This window comes from Cognataquiflexum aquatile, from assembly GCF_003316845.1.
Lineage (GTDB): Bacteria > Bacteroidota > Bacteroidia > Cytophagales > Cyclobacteriaceae > Cognataquiflexum > Cognataquiflexum aquatile.
In genome coordinates this window covers 22428-39365 of record NZ_QMIK01000003.1, presented here as the reverse complement: position 1 = coordinate 39365, position 16938 = coordinate 22428, and the positions used below count along the sequence as shown (strand labels likewise).

Genomic DNA, 16938 nt, shown 5'->3' with positions numbered 1-16938 from the left:
AATTTTTTGCAAGAAAAAACAATCAATCAGGTAGCAAATAAATTAAAATAATAGACGTTGTTACCACTTAATTCTTAATTTCACTTGAAAATTATAACTATATGAAAAGACTCTATTTTCTATTATTAGTCAGCCTGTTCGTCACCCACGTTGCTCATGCGCAGCTTCAAAAAGGTAATTTCCAACTTGGGGGCTCTTTGAATATTTATGATAAAAGGACTACCTATTTCGATTCAAGTCAAGAACCCTTTCAAACAGTTGAAGAAAGTGGGTTTGGAATTTCTCCCCAATTTGGGTACTTCTTGAGTGAAAGCTGGGTTTTAGGTGTTTCTCTTTCAAAAAAAGCAAGAAAATTCAAGAATTCGAATCCCTCATTTGCCATTAGCACCGAAAAATCGAGCTCTTGGGGAACAGGAATATTTGCCAGAAAATTTATTCCTGTCAATGAGAAGCTTGCATTTTTTGGTGAATTAGAAACAGGAATCGATTGGATTAGTCTAGACATAGTCCAAAATCCAGATAATAACCCTTCAAGTCAGATATTTAATTACAATAATTTTTCTACCCAATTTTCCTTAGGAGTGGCATTTTTTCCAAAAAAATGGATTTCTATAGAAACCTCCATTTCACCTCTAAGTTACAGCTATTCAAACCGGACAGATAACCAAGTTAATGTGGATACCAACTACAAAACCCACGATTTCAATTTTGGCATCAATACATCAAGTATTTTCCTAGGCATCAACTTTTTTATCAATAGACAATGAGAAATTATTATTTGATGGTGATCTTCTGCTTCTTGTTACTGCCTACAATAAGCAATGCACAAATGGAAAAAGGTAGTTGGATGGCGCGGGGCAATCTCGGTTTCAATTTCTCAAAACAAGATTTTAATTTGGTATATCCTGATAACACGGGTTTCTACAAAACCAACTTAGAAATCCCAAAAATGATGTTTTCGCCGGGTATCGGGTTCTTTGTTCAGGATAATTTGGCCATAGGAATCGAAGGATCCTACAATAGACAAAGAATAAATAGCATTGCAGTTACTGATTATTCACCTGGAGAACCCACAAAACAAATCTCTACTGCCTATGGGTTGGGGATTTTCGTAAGGAAACTTATTCCCATAGATAACCAATTCTCTTTTTTCACAGAATTACAGCTTGGAAGATATTGGTATGAATCTGAATACATCTTGTCTGATGGTAGCAGACCAGGTTATGGCAAAGCCAAAAACACTACCATACAGGCAGGTTTGGGGATCCAGTATTTGGTCTCAAAAAGAATTTCCCTTGAAGGGAAAAGTGGAATATTCGGATACAGCAACATCAAAATTGAAGAGTTTGTCGAAAATCCAAATGTCATGATGCAAAATGCTGATTCAAGGGATTTTTCCTTTAATGCAGGTGAAATTTTTAATTTAGCTATGAATTTCTTCTTTTAGTTTTAAAATCCTCTAAACCTTTTTCTATAGGTTTGGAGGATTTTCATTTTTCTAAAGGATTTTGCAGCAATTCACCCAACGATAATTTTGTGGTTTTTTAGAGATCAATCAAAAAATCTCATCTCGATATATTCTCCTCCCTTCTTTATTACTCAAAAAAGCCGCTTCGATGATTTTCAGTACATCAATCGCTTCTTGCATTTTCACCTCCGGAAGGGATTTGCCATGGATGACATCAGCGATATTTTGGTAAAAAATCCTGTAATCACCTCTTTCTGTTGGATAGGAAATGGTTCCGTTTTCGAGGTGGAGTTTGCCCCACGCTGCTGCATCTTCCAATCCCCAATTGATTCCTTCAGGGATTTGTCCTGCCTTGAATGCTTTTTCCTGCACATCCAACCCGTATTTGGCATAAGATCCTTTTTCTCCCAAAATCATGAATCTCGGAATCGGAGAATTGGCCAAAACACTTGCTGTCAACCTCACTTTGAGGCCCTCATACATCATCGTAATGTCAAAAAAATCGTCCGCCACGGCACCGGTTCTTTGCTTCAAGATCTCTGCATAAATCCATGCAGGCCTACCAAAAAGCATTACTGCCTGATCTATCAAATGTGTCCCGAGGTCATAGGTAATCCCATTTCCCGGGACTTCCTTCTCTCTCCAATTGTCCACCAAATGCGGTCGGAACCTGTCGAAGTGAGATTCGAAATGGACGATCCTGCCCAAAATATCTTCTTTGAGTATTTTTTTAATGGTTTGAATGTCTCCATCCAACCTGCGGTTTTGGAATACTGACAGGATTAAATTTTTGGATTCTGCCAACTCTTTCAACTCCTCGGCTTCTTTGGAATGGATGGTGACGGGCTTGTCGACGACTACATGCTTGCCTGCTTCTAAGGCCAATTTTGCCTGGGAAAAATGGTATTCATTTGGCGTGACTATCACGATCAAATCTGCCGCATCCGTTGTCAATAATTCCTCCAGACTTTTGAAAACCCGGACATGGGGATATTTGACTTTAGACTTCTCCTGGTTTCTCTCGACCACCGCGGTCAATTCCAAACCTTCACAAACTGAAATCAGGGGAGCGTGAACATTTTCCGCTACAGACCCAAATCCGACCAATGCTGTTTTGATTTTGTTCATATTCCGAGATCAAAAGCTTTCTTTACGAGTTCGGCTATAGAACTGACACCCAACTTGGCGTGGATTTTTTTGCGGTGCGCCTCCACGGTATGGATACTGAGATGCAGTTCTTCCGCTACTTCCCTGTTGGTCATGCCCCGTTTGATCATTCTGACGAGTTGCAGTTCGCGCTTGGATAGCTTGAATTTTTGCTTGTAATAATCCGTATACCCATCGTCTAAATTCTGACTGAGGACTTTCTGAAAATTCATGATGTGACTTCCTTCATGCACTTCTTTGATGGTATAGATCAGTTCATCAGAGTCGGCATTTTTCAGAATATAGGCATCGGCTCCCAATTTTTGACATTTGATGAAAATTGCCTCATCATCGTACATAGACAGGACGATAACTTTTAAATCGGGATTCAGCCGCTTTACAGCTTCTATCACACCTGCCCCATCCAGCAAAGGCATATTCATGTCGGTCAGGACAACATCCACTTCATGGGATTCCAAAAACTCCATCAGCGCGAGTCCATTCGAAAAAATACCCTCCATCCTCAGGTCATCATCATCTTCCAATAGACTTGCTATACCTTTGGCAAACATCTTATGGTCATCAGCCAATGCGATACGGATCATATTTTTTCCATTTAGGACGGAAGTTAAATCAAGCTTTTTGATTTGGCAAAATTAGTTTTATTTCGGTCCCTTTGCCCAAAACAGAATGCAGGACCATCTCTCCTCCGATCGTCGCCATCCGGTTTTTAAGATTGTAGATTCCCGAACCGGAGGATTGGACTGTGTAGTCAAAACCCTTACCGTCATCCTTTACCCTGATGAGAGATTGGGATTGGTCCGAATCGACGGAAATCTCAATCCGCTTTGGCTGTGCATGTTTGATCGCGTTGTTGATACTTTCTTGGATGATCCGGATCAAAACCAGTTTTTTATCTTTATCGAGTTGCAGGGCATTCCCTGATTGGTGGAAAGCGACCTTACAGAAATCGGCGGATTCTAGTTTTTTAAGTTCCCTTTGGATAAATTCCTCCAAAGTAATCGCTTCTACCCAATCTAAATTCAGGGTTTTGGAAAGTGCGCGCACTTCATGGATAATTTCATTGACCATGACTTTCCCTTCTGAGACTTTCTCCGGCTTGGAGCTAGAAAGGTTCATTTTGGCAAGGGAAAGCAGTTGTCCCACATTGTCATGGAGTTCTCTACCGACATGGGCGAGGATGTCCTCACGGAGTTCCTTTTCTACATTGAGGACTGTTTTTTCGTATTCGGCTTGGATTTCCCTGACCTTCTGTTGGTTTTTGATCTGACGCTGACGGTGGTATATCACCATGATCACGATAAAAGAAACCATCAACACCATCAGGAAAAACCCCAACAGCACGATTATAAAAAGATCGGAACCCTCATTTTGCATCGGTGATTTTAAAATTGGTTAGTCCTTTCCAAGATAAGCGAAAATGTTTGGAAAATTAAAGGAGGGAAATCAGGTGAATTATCACCTGTTTTCTTTTTTAGCAAAAACGGGAATATAATAAACCAATCCAAAAACCAGATACATGGTGCCCCCTATTACTTTTAATACAAAATTCAACTGCTTCCGCATGACATCTTCTAATTCAATGATGTTGTACAAAAATGAAAAATACATCATTGAAGCACTGTAAAAGAGAAGGAAAAAGGAAACCACCCAAAAATCAGGAACCTGCCATAATTTTGCATCCAAATAAGTGTCCTGCGTCATGACAACATAAAAGAAATAAAAACAACCTAAGATGATCAGGATACTACCAATGGTGAGGCTGTAATTATGAAATTGGTCAATCGGGTCAAAAAAAAGAGTATTCAAAACCGCAAAAGCACCAAATAAGAAGGCTGTTACCTTCAATACCACTTTGTTCTTTGGGCTATTCAAAACCACCGAAAGGTAAGTCAATATTAAAATCGTCTCACCATAAACAAATCCGATATTATATACCCAATGGTTTCTAATCCCTTGCCTCGCCAAATATCCTCCATAAAACTCTACTATCGATACCAACACCAAAATCGAAAAAACTATTCGGTGCCCTTTTTTGAAACCTTTCAGGTCCAAAAAAAAACAGGGAATGCTTAAAAGCATCCCCATTAGAATCATAAAGTTATACCAATAGATCAAGTTCATCAGGATTATGGGTTACAGCCAGGAGGACAAAGGTCTCCTCCATTTCTAATGGAAGAACCTGATTCAAGGGTTAAATCAGTTGAATTTTTTGATTCGGTCCCTAGGTCGATGATCCCACTTTCCGTCTTATTTGCTGCAGCGACGGCGATGGAAATCCTTCCTATATAGTCGTCCCTATCTTTTCGGTCTATCGGTAGGATATCGAGATTTTCTTTGTCGTACTGTCCAAAATACAATTTGAGGCCACCGGTTTTTGGGTCGGTCATGTCAAGCAAATCCTGAATCAGCTTCCGGTCAAAAAACACCCAATCGGATTGTTCTTCGATGTCTTTGCCATTTTTGTCTTTTCCCTTGATACATTTTTTGACTGATTTTCCATAAGCCAATCTAAAGGCTTCCAATTGTTCTTTGGTCATGATCCCTGAATTTGTGTTTCAGTATCCAAGAAAGAAAAAAATAACCAATTTTTATAGCATGGCCATGGTATTTCCTTCAGCAAAGTTTCTCTTGAACATCGTCGGAAAAAAAAATGACAACCCAAAGATCAGGTACATCATACCTGCCATCATCCTGTTGAACCCAAAAATTATAGATACATTGTCTACCACGAATTGGGGAGAAAATTGGTACATCCCAAAAACCAATACAGCTTCGACATAAAAAAACAGAATCGCAGTGCTAATCCAAAAATGGGGAAGGGCGATCAGATTCCAATCTTTAAAAATCCGGAGATTCAGTATATTGGAAAGAAACCGGACACATAAAACAAGAATAAAAAGGCTATTGGGTAAAAAAGAATAGAATTGAAAAACAGTAGAAATGGGCTGAAAAAATACAGAATTGACAATGCCCCAAAGGAGTAAAAGGAAAGAGACCAAGAGAATATTCTTTTTGGCGGAGGTACTTTTTTCAAATTTGTAGAAATACAGCACCAAGAGCAAAGATTCCACATACACCCAACAGATATTGTAGAGCAGGGAATTGTTGATTTTCATGCTCGCGGTATAGCTTCCTATGGATTCAAATACCATTACCAAAAGCAAAATTCCCAAAATAATCCCGTGGCCCTGGAACCGGTTATTCTTTTTCAAGCCGAAATTAACGAGTGAAAGAACCACACTCAACACAATCACAAAAAGATAAACGCTGCTTGACATATCAACTATTTTATTCCCCAAAAATAACAGGAATCAAAATCTCGAAAAATCCCGTGATTAGGGTATTTTTTGATGAAAACACAAAAAAAGGGAGTCAGATTGCGCTGACTCCCTTTGACATTGGTCAAAATTCAGAAATTATACCGCCTTCTTTGCTACTTCCTGTAAGCTTTCGGCTTCGATTTCCTTTTTCATCAAATCCACCACAATCGGCGAAGCGATAAATATGGAAGAATAAGTACCGATGATGATACCTACAAACAATGCAAACGAGAATCCTCTCAATACTTCACCACCGAACAACAACAACACAAGTACCACAATCAAAGTCGTAAACGAAGTGATCAAGGTTCTTGATAGGGTTTGGTTGATGGCGTCATTGAACATCTTCACCAATTTGGAAGTACCACGCATTTCGATGTTTTCCCTGATACGGTCAAAGATAATTACCGTGTCATTGATAGAATAACCGACAACTGTCAAAACAGCTGCAATAAATACCTGGTCAATCTCAAAATTGGCTCCCAGCAAATTTCCTATTGCAAAGGCTGCAATCACAAAAAGCACATCGTGAATCAAGGCAATAATAGCACCCAAAGAGAACTGCCACTTACGGAACCTCAAAAGGATATAGAGGAAGATAGCCACCAATGCGAAGAACATCGCTTCTGCTGAGGACTTTTTGATGTCATCTGCCACTGTAGCCCCTACTTTGGATGATCCGGTAATGGCAAACTGACCGTCCTGGATATTGGATGCATCTGTGGAATAGGTTAAGCCCAATACTGTTTCTATTCCCTCTCTTACTTTGGTTTCTACTTCAACGTTGGAAGCATCGTCATCTTCATTGATCAGGTAAGAAGTGGTGATTTTCATGATATTGCTTCCTCCATAGGATTTAACCTCTACAGACCCATCAAATTCATTGTCCAAACCGACTTTCAGATCAGAAGCTACAACAGGTTGAGAGAATGTCACGATATAAGACCTTCCACCGGTAAAATCCACACCGAATTTCAATCCATTGAACAAAGCGATAGCTAAACCTATTACTATGAATCCGGTAGAAAACATGTAAGACACTTTTCTTGAACCCATGAAATCGAAATTGAGGTTGTTCAGTAATCCTTTTGCCAAAGGTGTATCGAAAGATACTTTGCTGTTGTCTCCTTTTTTGGTAGCAAAAGCCAAAATCAACCTTGTCACAAATACCGCAGTAAAGAATGAACAGGCGATACCGATCATCAAGACGATGGCAAAACCTTTGACAGGTCCCTGACCGAGTGCATAAAGGATCACACCCACAAGGAAAGTGGTCACGTTGGAATCCAAAATGGAGGAGAACGCTTTTTTATACCCTTCATTTATTGCGGCGATGATGCCGACACCGTTGGCCATTTCTTCTTTGATCCTTTCAAATATCAACACGTTGGCATCAATAGACATACCGATCGTCAACACGATACCCGCGATACCCGGCAAGGTCAATGCGGCGCCGAGCTGTGCCAAAATCCCCAAAATGAAGAAGATGTTGAATATCAAAGCTGCAACAGCTATGAAACCGCCTTTGGCATAATAGGCCACCATGAATACCACAACCAACAACAAGCCCGCAACCATGGAAATGATACCCTGGCTTTGTGCTTCCTTACCTAAAGTTGGGCCGATGATGGCTTCTTCCACAATTTTGGTCGGTGCAGGAAGTGAACCTGACTTCAGGATATTTGCCAAATCTTTGGCTTCTTCAATGGTGAAGTTACCGGTGATTTCTGACTGTCCGGAAGGGATTTCACCTTGCACCATCGGCGCAGTATAGACAAAATCATCAAGGACCACAGCGATTCTTCTACCGATGTTATCACCGGTCAGTTTTCTCCATCTTCTGGCACCATCGGCATTCATCTGCATGCTTACCGCAGGACGGGAAGTCTGATCCAAAGTCTGACGTGCATCCGTGATGACATCACCTTCCAAAGGAGCTTGGTCACCTGTTCTGCTCTTTTTGATGGCATACAGTTCCAACAACTCAAGGTTTTCAGCCACTTCAGGCTTTACGGCCCAAAGGAATTTTACATCTCTTGGCAAAACTGACTTTATATCCTCTCTGGCAAAAATCCTGTTGATGGCCACAGTATCCCTGATCTCATACACCAATCCTTGTTGTGATTTGGTCAAGGAAAAAATCGGAGAAACAGAAGTAGAAACATCCGTAGAATCTGCAGTTCCGGCCAATTGTTGTTCTAATTCTGATAATGCAGCGGCGGCTTTTGCCGAATCAGTTTCGGCAATTTCAGGCTGAACCGCAGCTTTTTTTGCTTGTGCTTCAGCTACCAAAAGACTGTTAGCGGCTTCCAACTGAGACAGGTATTCGTTAACTTCTGCCACTTCCCAAAATTGGAGCTTAGCAACACCCTGAAGGAGATTTCTCACCCTGGTTGCATTGTCTACACCTGGAAGTTCGATCTGGATTCGGCCCGAACCTTGGATTCTCTGGATATTTGGTTGGGAAGTTCCGAACCTGTCTACCCTTGTTCTTAGGATATTGAATGAACGCTCAATCGCATTTTCAACTTCAGTGTCAATGATCTGAAGAATATCAGAATCGGAAGATTCCAATGAAATTCTACCTCTGTTGGCTGCGGTCGCAAATATGGCGCTCAGTTTCTGTCCGGGAGCTTGTTTTTGCCATGAGCTGTAAAACAAGTCCACAAACTTGCTGTTGCTCGTTTTGGCGGCTAGGCTTGCCTCGTCCAATGCGGCATTGAAAGCCACATCTTTGCTGTTACCTGAAAGACCCTTTAGGATTTCGATGGGAGAAACTTCCAAAGTAACGTGCATACCGCCCTGTAAGTCAAGGCCGAGTCCCAATTCGGTTTCTTTGATTTCTTTGTAGGTGAATTTGGCACCTAGAAAATTATACACAGGCTCTCGGTAGATTGAATCGAGGTAGGACTGCTTTTTGGCAAAATCCAGATTTCCCGTTCCGTCAGTAGCGAATGCTACAGCCTTTTGTTGGATGTTGTTTGAAACGAATGTGAATGACAGGTAATACAGACACAAAGCTGTGACTACCACGGTCAAAAACACAATGACTCCTTGGTTACGCATATGATTGATTTTTGATTGTTTGATTACAAGATTTTTGGGAAAGCCATTATAGGCTCAGGTATTCGAGAAAGAAAAAAATATCAGGGTGCATTGGGAGAAATAATCCTCTCCAAGAGGATTTCCCAATACGGAAAATTCAAAGGCAATGAAATGCTGACGCCGTTTGTGACGGGCGGCTCGACAGTGTAGTTTTCGTAAATCAAATAAAATACCTGTTGGGAGAGCACGGTTACGAAAGGAACCACGGCATCAACTGCAACATTTAAAAAAGTCTGGTGTTCGGAGGAAGAATCCGCATCTTGGGATTGTTCCTTGTTGTTTTTCTTGGATTGATCGGCTCCTTTGGGAAAATATTCAGCGCCGCTCACCACCAAGCAAAAGAACAGCACCAACAAAATGGTCGCTCTCTGTCTTAATAAGGCAATATTTCGGGTTTGTTTTCTCACGGGGGAGCAAATATATAAAGTTTTGTAAATACAAAAGGCCTAACCTAAAAAAAACTGAATCTGAAGCAATTCGGGTTACTTTGTTTTTATCCTTAGGTAGGATCGGATCACATCCAAGGCATGGTCAAAATTCCTGTTGTTTGGAATGATCAGGTCTGCATCGTTCTTGAAAGGCTCAATGTATTTTTCATAAGTCGGCATGACGTGCATCTCGTACCGATATAAAACATCATCCAAGTCATAACCCCGCTCTACTTTGTCCCTGACGATCCTACGCTTAAGCTTGATGTATTCTTTGGCATCGATAAATACTTTCAGGTCCAATAAGTCCGCCAACTCTGGATAATAAAGTACGAATATCCCTTCTACCACGACCACAGGCGCCGGTGCAAATTCAAGGGTTTTGGGTTTTTTGTTGGGATTGTTGAAAGTGTATTCCTGTCTGTAGACAGTCTCTCCATTTTGGATCTTCTTGATATCTTCAGCGTATTGCGCAAAATCAATGGAGTTGGGCGTATCAAAATTGTGGATCCCTTTTTCATCCACCGGTTGCAGGTGTCTCGGTTTGTAATAATTGTCCTGAGAAATCAGACAAACTTCCCCGGGATCAAATGAATTCAAAAGTCTATCTAAAAATAAAGTCTTGCCCGATGCACTTCCCCCGGTTATACCTACAATAAATGGTTTGTTCATGGGTAACAAATTTAAAACTTTATTTGAGAAAGTTGACCAAAGCTTTTACAGCCTTACCACGGTGGCTGATGCTATTTTTTTCTTCCAAGGTCAATTCAGCAAAAGTTTTTTTGAATCCATTTGGAACAAATACAGGATCATAGCCAAAGCCACCGGTTCCGATTCTTTCATGAATTATGTCACCTTCTGCGACTCCATCAAAGGCATGCTCTTCCCCATTCAGAATAAGCGCAATGACGGTCCTGAACCTCGCTTTCCTATTTTCCTTTCCTGCCATTTTGCTCAAAAGCAAGTCTAAATTCCTGTCATCACTTCTCGGTTCGCCGGCAAATCTTCCTGAATAAACTCCCGGAGCTCCATCCAATGCCGCCACTTCCAATCCGGTATCGTCTGCAAAGCAATCCACACCATAGTTGTCTTTGACATACCTGGCTTTTTGGAAGGCATTGTGTTCCAAGGTGTCACCTGTTTCGGGAAGTTCTTCCCGACAGCCGATTTCTTCCAAGGATACAATTATAAAGTCCTCTCCAAGGGCAGATTTGACCTCTTCTATTTTATTTTTGTTGTTGGTGGCAAAACAGATTTTCATAGGGTCAAAATTAGGGAGAATAATTGGAAAAGGGTAAAATGAGCCAGGTCCTGAAAATTTCTCCAGCAGATTTCGCAGACCTTCGCAGAGAAAAAATCAAATATCCAGATGTATGGCTTTAGGAGAAAAGGTTCTGCGCCAATTTGCGTTGTCTGCGGGAAAAAATATTTACCACTGATGAACACAGATTTTCACAGTTGATGATTGGTAATTCTGAAAAATTTTACCGCAATGACCCCAGTGGTTTAGCTTTGACCGCAAGGTGCATTTCTTAGAGGCTTTGCTCTTTTTTTCTCCGTGGCCTCCGCGTCCTCTGAGGTAAATTTTTTTCTTTGCATCTTCGCGCCTTCGCGGGACACCTTATATTTTTTTCTGCAAAAATCTGCGATGTCTGCGGGACTTTAAATACTCAGAATTCAAAAAATTACTCCCGCGGATTTCGCAGACCTTCGCAGAATAGGGTAAATACACTTACTTTTGTCCAAAAATCAACTCATGAAAAAAATCACCATCTACTGCGGTTCCAACAAAGGCAAAAATCCTATCTACGAAGAAGGAGCAAAAGCTTTGGCAAATGAAATGGTCAAAAGAAACATGGCTTTGGTCTATGGTGCCGGAAATGTCGGGTTGATGGGCGTCATCGCCGATGCGATGTTGGAAGCAGGGATGGATGTCTATGGGATCATTCCCCAAAAACTCGTGGACATCGAGGTAGCGCACCGAGGATTGACCGAACTGACTGTCGTCGAAACCATGCGCGACCGTAAGTGGCTGATGGCAGAAAAAGGCGACGGATTTATCGCCATGCCGGGGGGAATCGGGACTTTTGAGGAACTTTTTGAGATCATGACCCTCAACCAATTGGCTTATATCAGCAAGCCTTTGGCACTGTACAATGTACATGGGTATTATGATGGGTTGATTACTTTTCTGCAGCATTCGGCAAAAGAAGGATTTTTGCACCAAGCGCAGTTGGACTTATTGATAGTAAGCAGCGATCCTGTAGAATTATTGGATAAGATGAGTTCTTTCGAACCGAAGTATATTGAAAAATGGGAGGTGAAGTAGACTTCACTTAACAGTATTTGTCCACCAAGGCCATCAATTTTTCGAGGTAAAAAGCATCGCTTTGGTCAAAATCGTCAAATTGATCACTGTCGACATCAAGGACTATCCAAACTTTCCCTTCTTTAAAACCCGGAACTACGATCTCAGACCGTGAAGCAGAACTGCAGGCAATATGTCCCGGAAACGCATCCACATCAGGAACAAGTTGCGTTTTAGCCTCTTTCCAAGCAGTCCCGCAAACACCTTTTCCAAAAGCTATCCTCGTACAGGCCAAAGGTCCTTGAAATGGTCCCAATACCAACTGTTCCGCTTTGACAATGTAAAATCCGACCCAAAAAAAACCAAAAGCTTCCCTCAATACTGCCGCAACATTGGCAAGATTCGCATAGCTATCAGACTCTGAGGATATCAAAGCCTCAATCTGGGGAAGGATGGCTTGGTACTTTTCTGTTTTGGTGGCAGCTTCGGGTAAGTAGAGGGATTCGGACATGGTTTAAAACAATTTGTGGTTATGGATTTATGTTGACCGATGACGGATGACCGATGTAGCCAACTTTCAAATCTTTGGACTTGTTTCTATTTGAATTTCTTAAATGACAATCTGAAGGAATCTTTCAATTTCTTTTCCACACAGCCAACCTATCCCCCATGATTTCTGATTCGGAGAGCAATTTACCTTTGATCAGGGGTGCCGAAATGCCTTTTCCAAATTGGACCTGACCTGTAAAAACCCGAGCCTCATCCCAAAGTTCATTTTCAATAAAACTTTTCAAAACCTGTGCTCCACCTTCTACGATCAGACTCTGAATTTTCCTTTGATACAGGTCTTCCAAAACCTCCTTAACTCCAAAACCTGACATCAATTGTACCAAATCTAAGTTCTCAAATTTTTCTGATTTGACTTGATTGTAACAGATGGTAGGTTGGGCGTTGTCAAACAAATGCAAACTCCTATCCAAAGTCAAATTTCTATCCAATACAATCCTGACGGGATCTTTTCCTTCCCAATCCCTGACATTCAACTGTGGATTGTCGTATTTGGCAGTGGAAGTTCCGACCAAGATGGCATCTTCCACAGACCTCCACTTATGGACAAGCTGTCTCGAATAGGCATTGGAAATCCACTTGGAATCAAAATTTTCTCTTGCCACAAATCCATCCCGGGTTTGGGCCCATTTGAGGATGACATAAGGTCTTTTCTTTTCGATAAAAGTAAAAAAGCGCTTGTTCTGCTCCCTTACATCTTTTTCTAAAATTCCTGTGACAACTTCAATTCCTGCTTCCTTTAAAATCTGAATTCCTTTTCCTCCCACCAAAGGATTAGAATCAATCGCCCCAACCACAACTTTTTTCACTTTTTTTTCTACCAAAAGATGGGCACAGGGAGGAGTTTTGCCCCAATGGGCGCAGGGCTCAAGGGATACGTATACAGTAGATTCTGGTAATAAATCTTGATCAGCAACCGAATTGATGGCATTGGGTTCGGCATGTGGTCCTCCATAAACCTGATGATATCCTTCGCCAATGATTGTGTTTTCATGCACTATGACACAGCCGACCATAGGATTGGGACTTACTTTGCCACTTCCCCATTCCGCCAATTCGATGGCCCTCCGCATGTACAATTCATCCTGAGTCATGTGAATTAAGGTTTTGGACGGAGTGTAATGGCATTTATTTGGGTGATCTTTCTGCTTTCAACATTGACATTCTTAATAGTCTCAGGTAGGTAATTCGTATTGAATGGAATAATCGAAATGGTATGGCTTCCCAAAAGTCCACGTAATTTGAATTTACCTGTGGAAAGTTCAACCGCGGTGGAAGAGAGGGTGTCTTGTCCTCGAATGGCATACACGGCTGCATTTTCCTGAAGAGGAAGGATTGATCCGGCTATTTCGCCTGTATCCGCCCTGGTGAAGGAACGGAGTTTGGGCTTCAGCACAAAACCGTTGGTGGGATCGGGCTGGGATTTAATAGACCTGAAAACCTCAAAATCAATAAAGATATCGTACGAAATTCCGGGATCTAAAGGGTAATTGACTGTTAGGGAAGGATTTTGCGATTCATTGCTTTCAAATACCAATGGAAATCTCGTCCCGTCTACTACCACATAATTGTCTGTTCCGAGTTTTAAAGTCAATTCAATAAGTGCTCCAACCAATAATTCCCCTCGGCCTACCAAAAACTGTTTATCCAAAATAAGATTGGAAAGGTTGACCTGCTTGTTGCCTTGGATATTTTCCAAAAAAACAGGAGCTGCATTGTCCTGACCTCTTGTACCTGTGGTCTTTACCTCCACACCCAAAATCTCCACCCATACTTCCTCAAAATTGCCGGGAGCATCAATCACAAAGACATTGACGAGCGCAGTGCTTCTCTCTCCATCTGAGACGCAGGAGCATAAGAATACCGAAAAAAGAATTAGATTTTGTATATATTTTATCACAGGGTAAAATTAGTATTTTTGGACATGATGCAATGGGAAAAATTATTAAGTTCGGACAGGTTTGATTCTTCGAAAAAAGAAAATTCCTCTCCTGAATCTTTTAGAAGTGAGTTTGAAATAGATTACGACCGGATCATTTTTTCTGCTCCGTTTAGAAATCTTCAGGACAAAACCCAGGTTTTTCCGCTCCCTGAAAATGATTTTGTCCATACCAGACTTACCCATAGCCTGGAAGTATCCAGCGTAGGCAGGTCTTTGGGAAAGTCCGCCGGTGAATACCTCATCAGTAAATATCCCAATCTCGCCGAAAAAGGAATCCATTCCTCTGATTTTGGTGCCATCGTGGCAGCTGCGGCATTGGCACATGATATCGGAAATCCGCCCTTTGGACATGCCGGTGAGGAGGCCATCTCTGATTTTTTCAAGCACCACCCATATGGCTACATTTGGCGCACCCATGTCAAACCCCATGAATGGGATGATTTGACAAACTTTGAGGGAAATGCCCAAGGCTTTAGGATGTTGGTTTCCAAGGATAACGGATTGAAACTTTCTTATGCAACCTTGGCTGCATTTACAAAATATCCAAGGCCATCCCACATTTTCAAAAGAGACCACAACCGCAGAAGTCAGAAGAAATTTGGGTTCTTTACCGACCAGCAAAAAGACTACGCCCAACTCGCCTCAGAATTGGGACTGACCAAAATAAATGCAGAATGTTGGTTGAGGCATCCACTTGCTTTTTTGGTGGAAGCAGCCGATGATATCTGCTATAGCATCATTGACCTCGAAGACGGTTGCACCATGGGTTTGGTAAGCATTGAGCAGACCATTGAATTGCTTGCCGAGATATTGGGGGACAAATTCAAACCTGAAAAATTAGAGAAATACAAAACAGACTCCCAAAAATTGGCCATTCTGCGGGCCATGACGATCGGAAGTTTGATCAGCGAAGCGGTGGAAGCTTTTTGTGCCAATGAAGAGGCGATTCTTAGCGGTGACTTTGACAAGGCACTCACTGACATTATTCCATCCGCCAAACCGCTTGAAAAAATCTCTCACCTTTCTGTGAAAAAAATCTACAGGTCCAAACCTGTTTTAGAAAAAGAAGCTGCAGGTTTTCAGGTTTTGGAGGGTTTATTGGAAGTTTTTTCAAAAGCGCTGAACCATAAATTCTACCAGACCGAACTGTATTCAGGCAAAGACAAAAGTATCCTGAGGTTGCTGCCAGAAGATTTTCCTTTAGATGGATGGGAAATCAAAGTCAATCCCTATCCGTTGCTTCGCGCTTTGGTGGATTTTATTTCAGGAATGACGGACAGGTACGCGCTATCCCTTTACCGGAGAGTAAAAGGTATTTCCCTTCCTGGAACCTGATTCTGACAAAAAAATTACCGCTTTAAACTCCGAATTGCCTGAGGTGGTGGTCCACATGCCTCCACACAAATATTCCCCATTGCTGATGGGTCAGTGGACCAAAAACGGGATGTGACGCTTCCAAAGCATAATCTATTTTAGGGTATTTACTCAGGATGTGAATAAATTTTGATTTTTCTTCTTCAAAGGAAGCGTCCGGAGCATTTCCTGCAGTTTGAAATCTCTTTGGACCTTTGGCCAGCTTTGGGAATTCACTTCTGATATTGAAGAAGACAAACTTGAACATCAGCTGTCTGAATGTCGCACTTTTGTCAGATTTGGGAGCTTTGAGAATTCCCTGATGGGCCAAATTACAGTGGACAAGCATCTCGGTAGCGGTCATCAGACCCCAATTGGCTTTGATATCGGGATTCAATTTTTCTGTTCTGACAAGAAGTTCATTGACTGCTTGGGAGGAAAGGATCGTTTTGCTCATTCTTGAAATGCTTTAATTTCCTGAATATCCGGGGATTCCTCCAGTTTCTTTTCCTCCAAATCATAATCCATCTGAAGACCAAGCCAAAATTTAGGACTTGTTCCAAAAAATTTGGAAAACCTTATGGCTGTGTCTACTGTAATACTCCTTTTTCCATGGATGATTTCACTCAACCTATTTTGGGGAATGAATATCGCCTTGGCCAGCTTGTAAGCTGTCAGTCCCATTGGCTCGAGAAATTCCACTTTCAAAACTTCTCCCGGATGTATATTATTCAATTTTTCCATACTCAAATTTTGCTTAATGGTAATCTATGATTTCCACTTCATTGGCGTGGCTACCATCCCATTGAAATATAATTCTCCATTGATCATTTATCCTGATGCTATAAAATCCAACAAGGTTGCCACTCAATTTTTCCAAATGATTTGCCGGCGGAATTCTCAAATCATTGATGTTTGCTGCGTTATTGATCATTCTCAACTTTCGCCTTGCCGTATTTTGGATTTCAAATGGAAGCTTTTTGGAAACTTCTCCCTGCCAAATTTTTTCTGTTTCCCTGCTGCCAAATGAGTTGATCATTCAAAAATAAGTTTACTTACGTCAAACATAAGTAATTGGTTTAATTTTCACAAACCTTCATTTAATAAAATATGTCCTGATGATCATTTTCCTAAAGTATTCCTTCTTAACCCCAAAATCTCTTAACTTTGTGCCTGCTTTTGAAAGGGTTAGTTATTTGACCCTTTTCATATAGACATATCCGCCCAAGGATCAATTCAGAAATCTGGAGTTTTGGGTGGGAAAAAATAAAACCCCA

At 41.3% G+C, this 16938-nt stretch carries 20 protein-coding genes; 4 read left to right on the top strand and 16 right to left on the bottom strand.

What is annotated here, in order from left to right; genetic code table 11:
- Positions 1 to 101 precede the first annotated feature (101 nt).
- A complete protein-coding gene (locus tag DQW11_RS09080) occupies positions 102 to 767 on the top strand; it encodes an outer membrane beta-barrel protein (protein WP_113923766.1) in 666 nt (221 codons plus the stop codon).
- 62 nt (positions 768 to 829) lie between these two features.
- Positions 830 to 1447: a hypothetical protein gene (locus DQW11_RS09075; RefSeq protein ID WP_157966079.1), complete on the top strand. Its 618-nt coding sequence runs from the start codon at positions 830 to 832 to the stop codon at positions 1445 to 1447.
- A 108-nt stretch (positions 1448 to 1555) separates the two neighbouring features.
- Here DQW11_RS09075 and DQW11_RS09070 read toward each other — a convergent pair whose 3' ends face one another.
- The 10 genes from DQW11_RS09070 to DQW11_RS09025 form a co-directional block, all read right to left on the bottom strand.
- Entirely contained in the window at positions 1556 to 2596 is a 1041-nt protein-coding gene (locus tag DQW11_RS09070) for a Gfo/Idh/MocA family oxidoreductase (protein ID WP_113923764.1), read from the bottom strand.
- On the bottom strand, positions 2593 to 3219 hold the full coding sequence (locus DQW11_RS09065) for a response regulator (protein ID WP_113923763.1): 627 nt from the start codon (positions 3217 to 3219) through the stop codon (positions 2593 to 2595). Before DQW11_RS09065 ends, DQW11_RS09070 begins: the two co-directional genes overlap by 4 nt.
- A 28-nt stretch (positions 3220 to 3247) precedes the next feature.
- Complete coding sequence (locus tag DQW11_RS09060) at positions 3248 to 4012, bottom strand: sensor histidine kinase (RefSeq protein WP_113923762.1); 765 nt, start codon at positions 4010 to 4012, stop codon at positions 3248 to 3250.
- Positions 4013 to 4093: 81 nt separating this feature from the next.
- Positions 4094 to 4759 (bottom strand): hypothetical protein, encoded by a 666-nt coding sequence (locus tag DQW11_RS09055; RefSeq protein ID WP_157966078.1) that lies wholly within the window; start codon positions 4757 to 4759, stop codon positions 4094 to 4096.
- A 5-nt stretch (positions 4760 to 4764) separates the two neighbouring features.
- Positions 4765 to 5175: a hypothetical protein gene (locus DQW11_RS09050; protein ID WP_113923760.1), complete on the bottom strand. Its 411-nt coding sequence runs from the start codon at positions 5173 to 5175 to the stop codon at positions 4765 to 4767.
- Positions 5176 to 5226: 51 nt separating this feature from the next.
- Complete coding sequence (locus DQW11_RS09045) at positions 5227 to 5916, bottom strand: hypothetical protein (protein ID WP_113923759.1); 690 nt, start codon at positions 5914 to 5916, stop codon at positions 5227 to 5229.
- Between the two features lie 138 nt (positions 5917 to 6054).
- Positions 6055 to 9024, bottom strand: a complete 2970-nt coding sequence (gene secDF / locus DQW11_RS09040; protein WP_113923758.1) for a protein translocase subunit SecDF — start codon at positions 9022 to 9024, stop codon at positions 6055 to 6057.
- An 80-nt stretch (positions 9025 to 9104) separates the two neighbouring features.
- Positions 9105 to 9470 (bottom strand): hypothetical protein, encoded by a 366-nt coding sequence (locus DQW11_RS09035; protein ID WP_198669875.1) that lies wholly within the window; start codon positions 9468 to 9470, stop codon positions 9105 to 9107.
- Positions 9471 to 9545: 75 nt separating this feature from the next.
- Positions 9546 to 10163, bottom strand: coding sequence for a uridine kinase (udk, locus tag DQW11_RS09030; RefSeq protein ID WP_113923757.1), 618 nt, complete (start codon positions 10161 to 10163; stop codon positions 9546 to 9548).
- Positions 10164 to 10182: 19 nt separating this feature from the next.
- Positions 10183 to 10752, bottom strand: a complete 570-nt coding sequence (locus DQW11_RS09025) for a non-canonical purine NTP diphosphatase (RefSeq protein WP_113923756.1) — start codon at positions 10750 to 10752, stop codon at positions 10183 to 10185.
- Positions 10753 to 11247: 495 nt separating this feature from the next.
- On the opposite strand from DQW11_RS09025, the gene DQW11_RS09020 reads away from it, so the two are divergent.
- A complete protein-coding gene (locus DQW11_RS09020; RefSeq protein WP_113923755.1) occupies positions 11248 to 11820 on the top strand; it encodes an LOG family protein in 573 nt (190 codons plus the stop codon).
- A 7-nt stretch (positions 11821 to 11827) separates the two neighbouring features.
- Here DQW11_RS09020 and DQW11_RS09015 read toward each other — a convergent pair whose 3' ends face one another.
- From DQW11_RS09015 to DQW11_RS09005, 3 genes are all read right to left on the bottom strand, one after another.
- Positions 11828 to 12310, bottom strand: a complete 483-nt coding sequence (locus DQW11_RS09015) for a GAF domain-containing protein (protein ID WP_113923754.1) — start codon at positions 12308 to 12310, stop codon at positions 11828 to 11830.
- Positions 12311 to 12434: 124 nt separating this feature from the next.
- A complete protein-coding gene (ribD, locus tag DQW11_RS09010; protein ID WP_113923753.1) occupies positions 12435 to 13460 on the bottom strand; it encodes a bifunctional diaminohydroxyphosphoribosylaminopyrimidine deaminase/5-amino-6-(5-phosphoribosylamino)uracil reductase RibD in 1026 nt (341 codons plus the stop codon).
- Between the two features lie 5 nt (positions 13461 to 13465).
- Positions 13466 to 14266 (bottom strand): DUF4382 domain-containing protein, encoded by an 801-nt coding sequence (locus DQW11_RS09005; protein WP_113923752.1) that lies wholly within the window; start codon positions 14264 to 14266, stop codon positions 13466 to 13468.
- A 24-nt stretch (positions 14267 to 14290) separates the two neighbouring features.
- On the opposite strand from DQW11_RS09005, the gene DQW11_RS09000 reads away from it, so the two are divergent.
- Positions 14291 to 15643, top strand: coding sequence for a deoxyguanosinetriphosphate triphosphohydrolase (locus tag DQW11_RS09000; RefSeq protein ID WP_113923751.1), 1353 nt, complete (start codon positions 14291 to 14293; stop codon positions 15641 to 15643).
- A gap of 22 nt (positions 15644 to 15665) precedes the next feature.
- On the opposite strand, the gene DQW11_RS08995 is transcribed toward DQW11_RS09000, so the two are convergent.
- From DQW11_RS08995 to DQW11_RS08985, 3 genes are read right to left on the bottom strand one after another with little or no spacing between them, the layout of a single operon-like run.
- Positions 15666 to 16118, bottom strand: a complete 453-nt coding sequence (locus DQW11_RS08995; RefSeq protein WP_113923750.1) for a DUF1569 domain-containing protein — start codon at positions 16116 to 16118, stop codon at positions 15666 to 15668.
- Positions 16115 to 16405, bottom strand: coding sequence for a HigA family addiction module antitoxin (locus tag DQW11_RS08990; RefSeq protein WP_113923749.1), 291 nt, complete (start codon positions 16403 to 16405; stop codon positions 16115 to 16117). Before DQW11_RS08990 ends, DQW11_RS08995 begins: the two co-directional genes overlap by 4 nt.
- A 13-nt stretch (positions 16406 to 16418) precedes the next feature.
- Complete coding sequence (locus DQW11_RS08985; RefSeq protein WP_113923748.1) at positions 16419 to 16700, bottom strand: type II toxin-antitoxin system RelE/ParE family toxin; 282 nt, start codon at positions 16698 to 16700, stop codon at positions 16419 to 16421.
- Between the last annotated feature and the right edge of the window lie 238 nt (positions 16701 to 16938).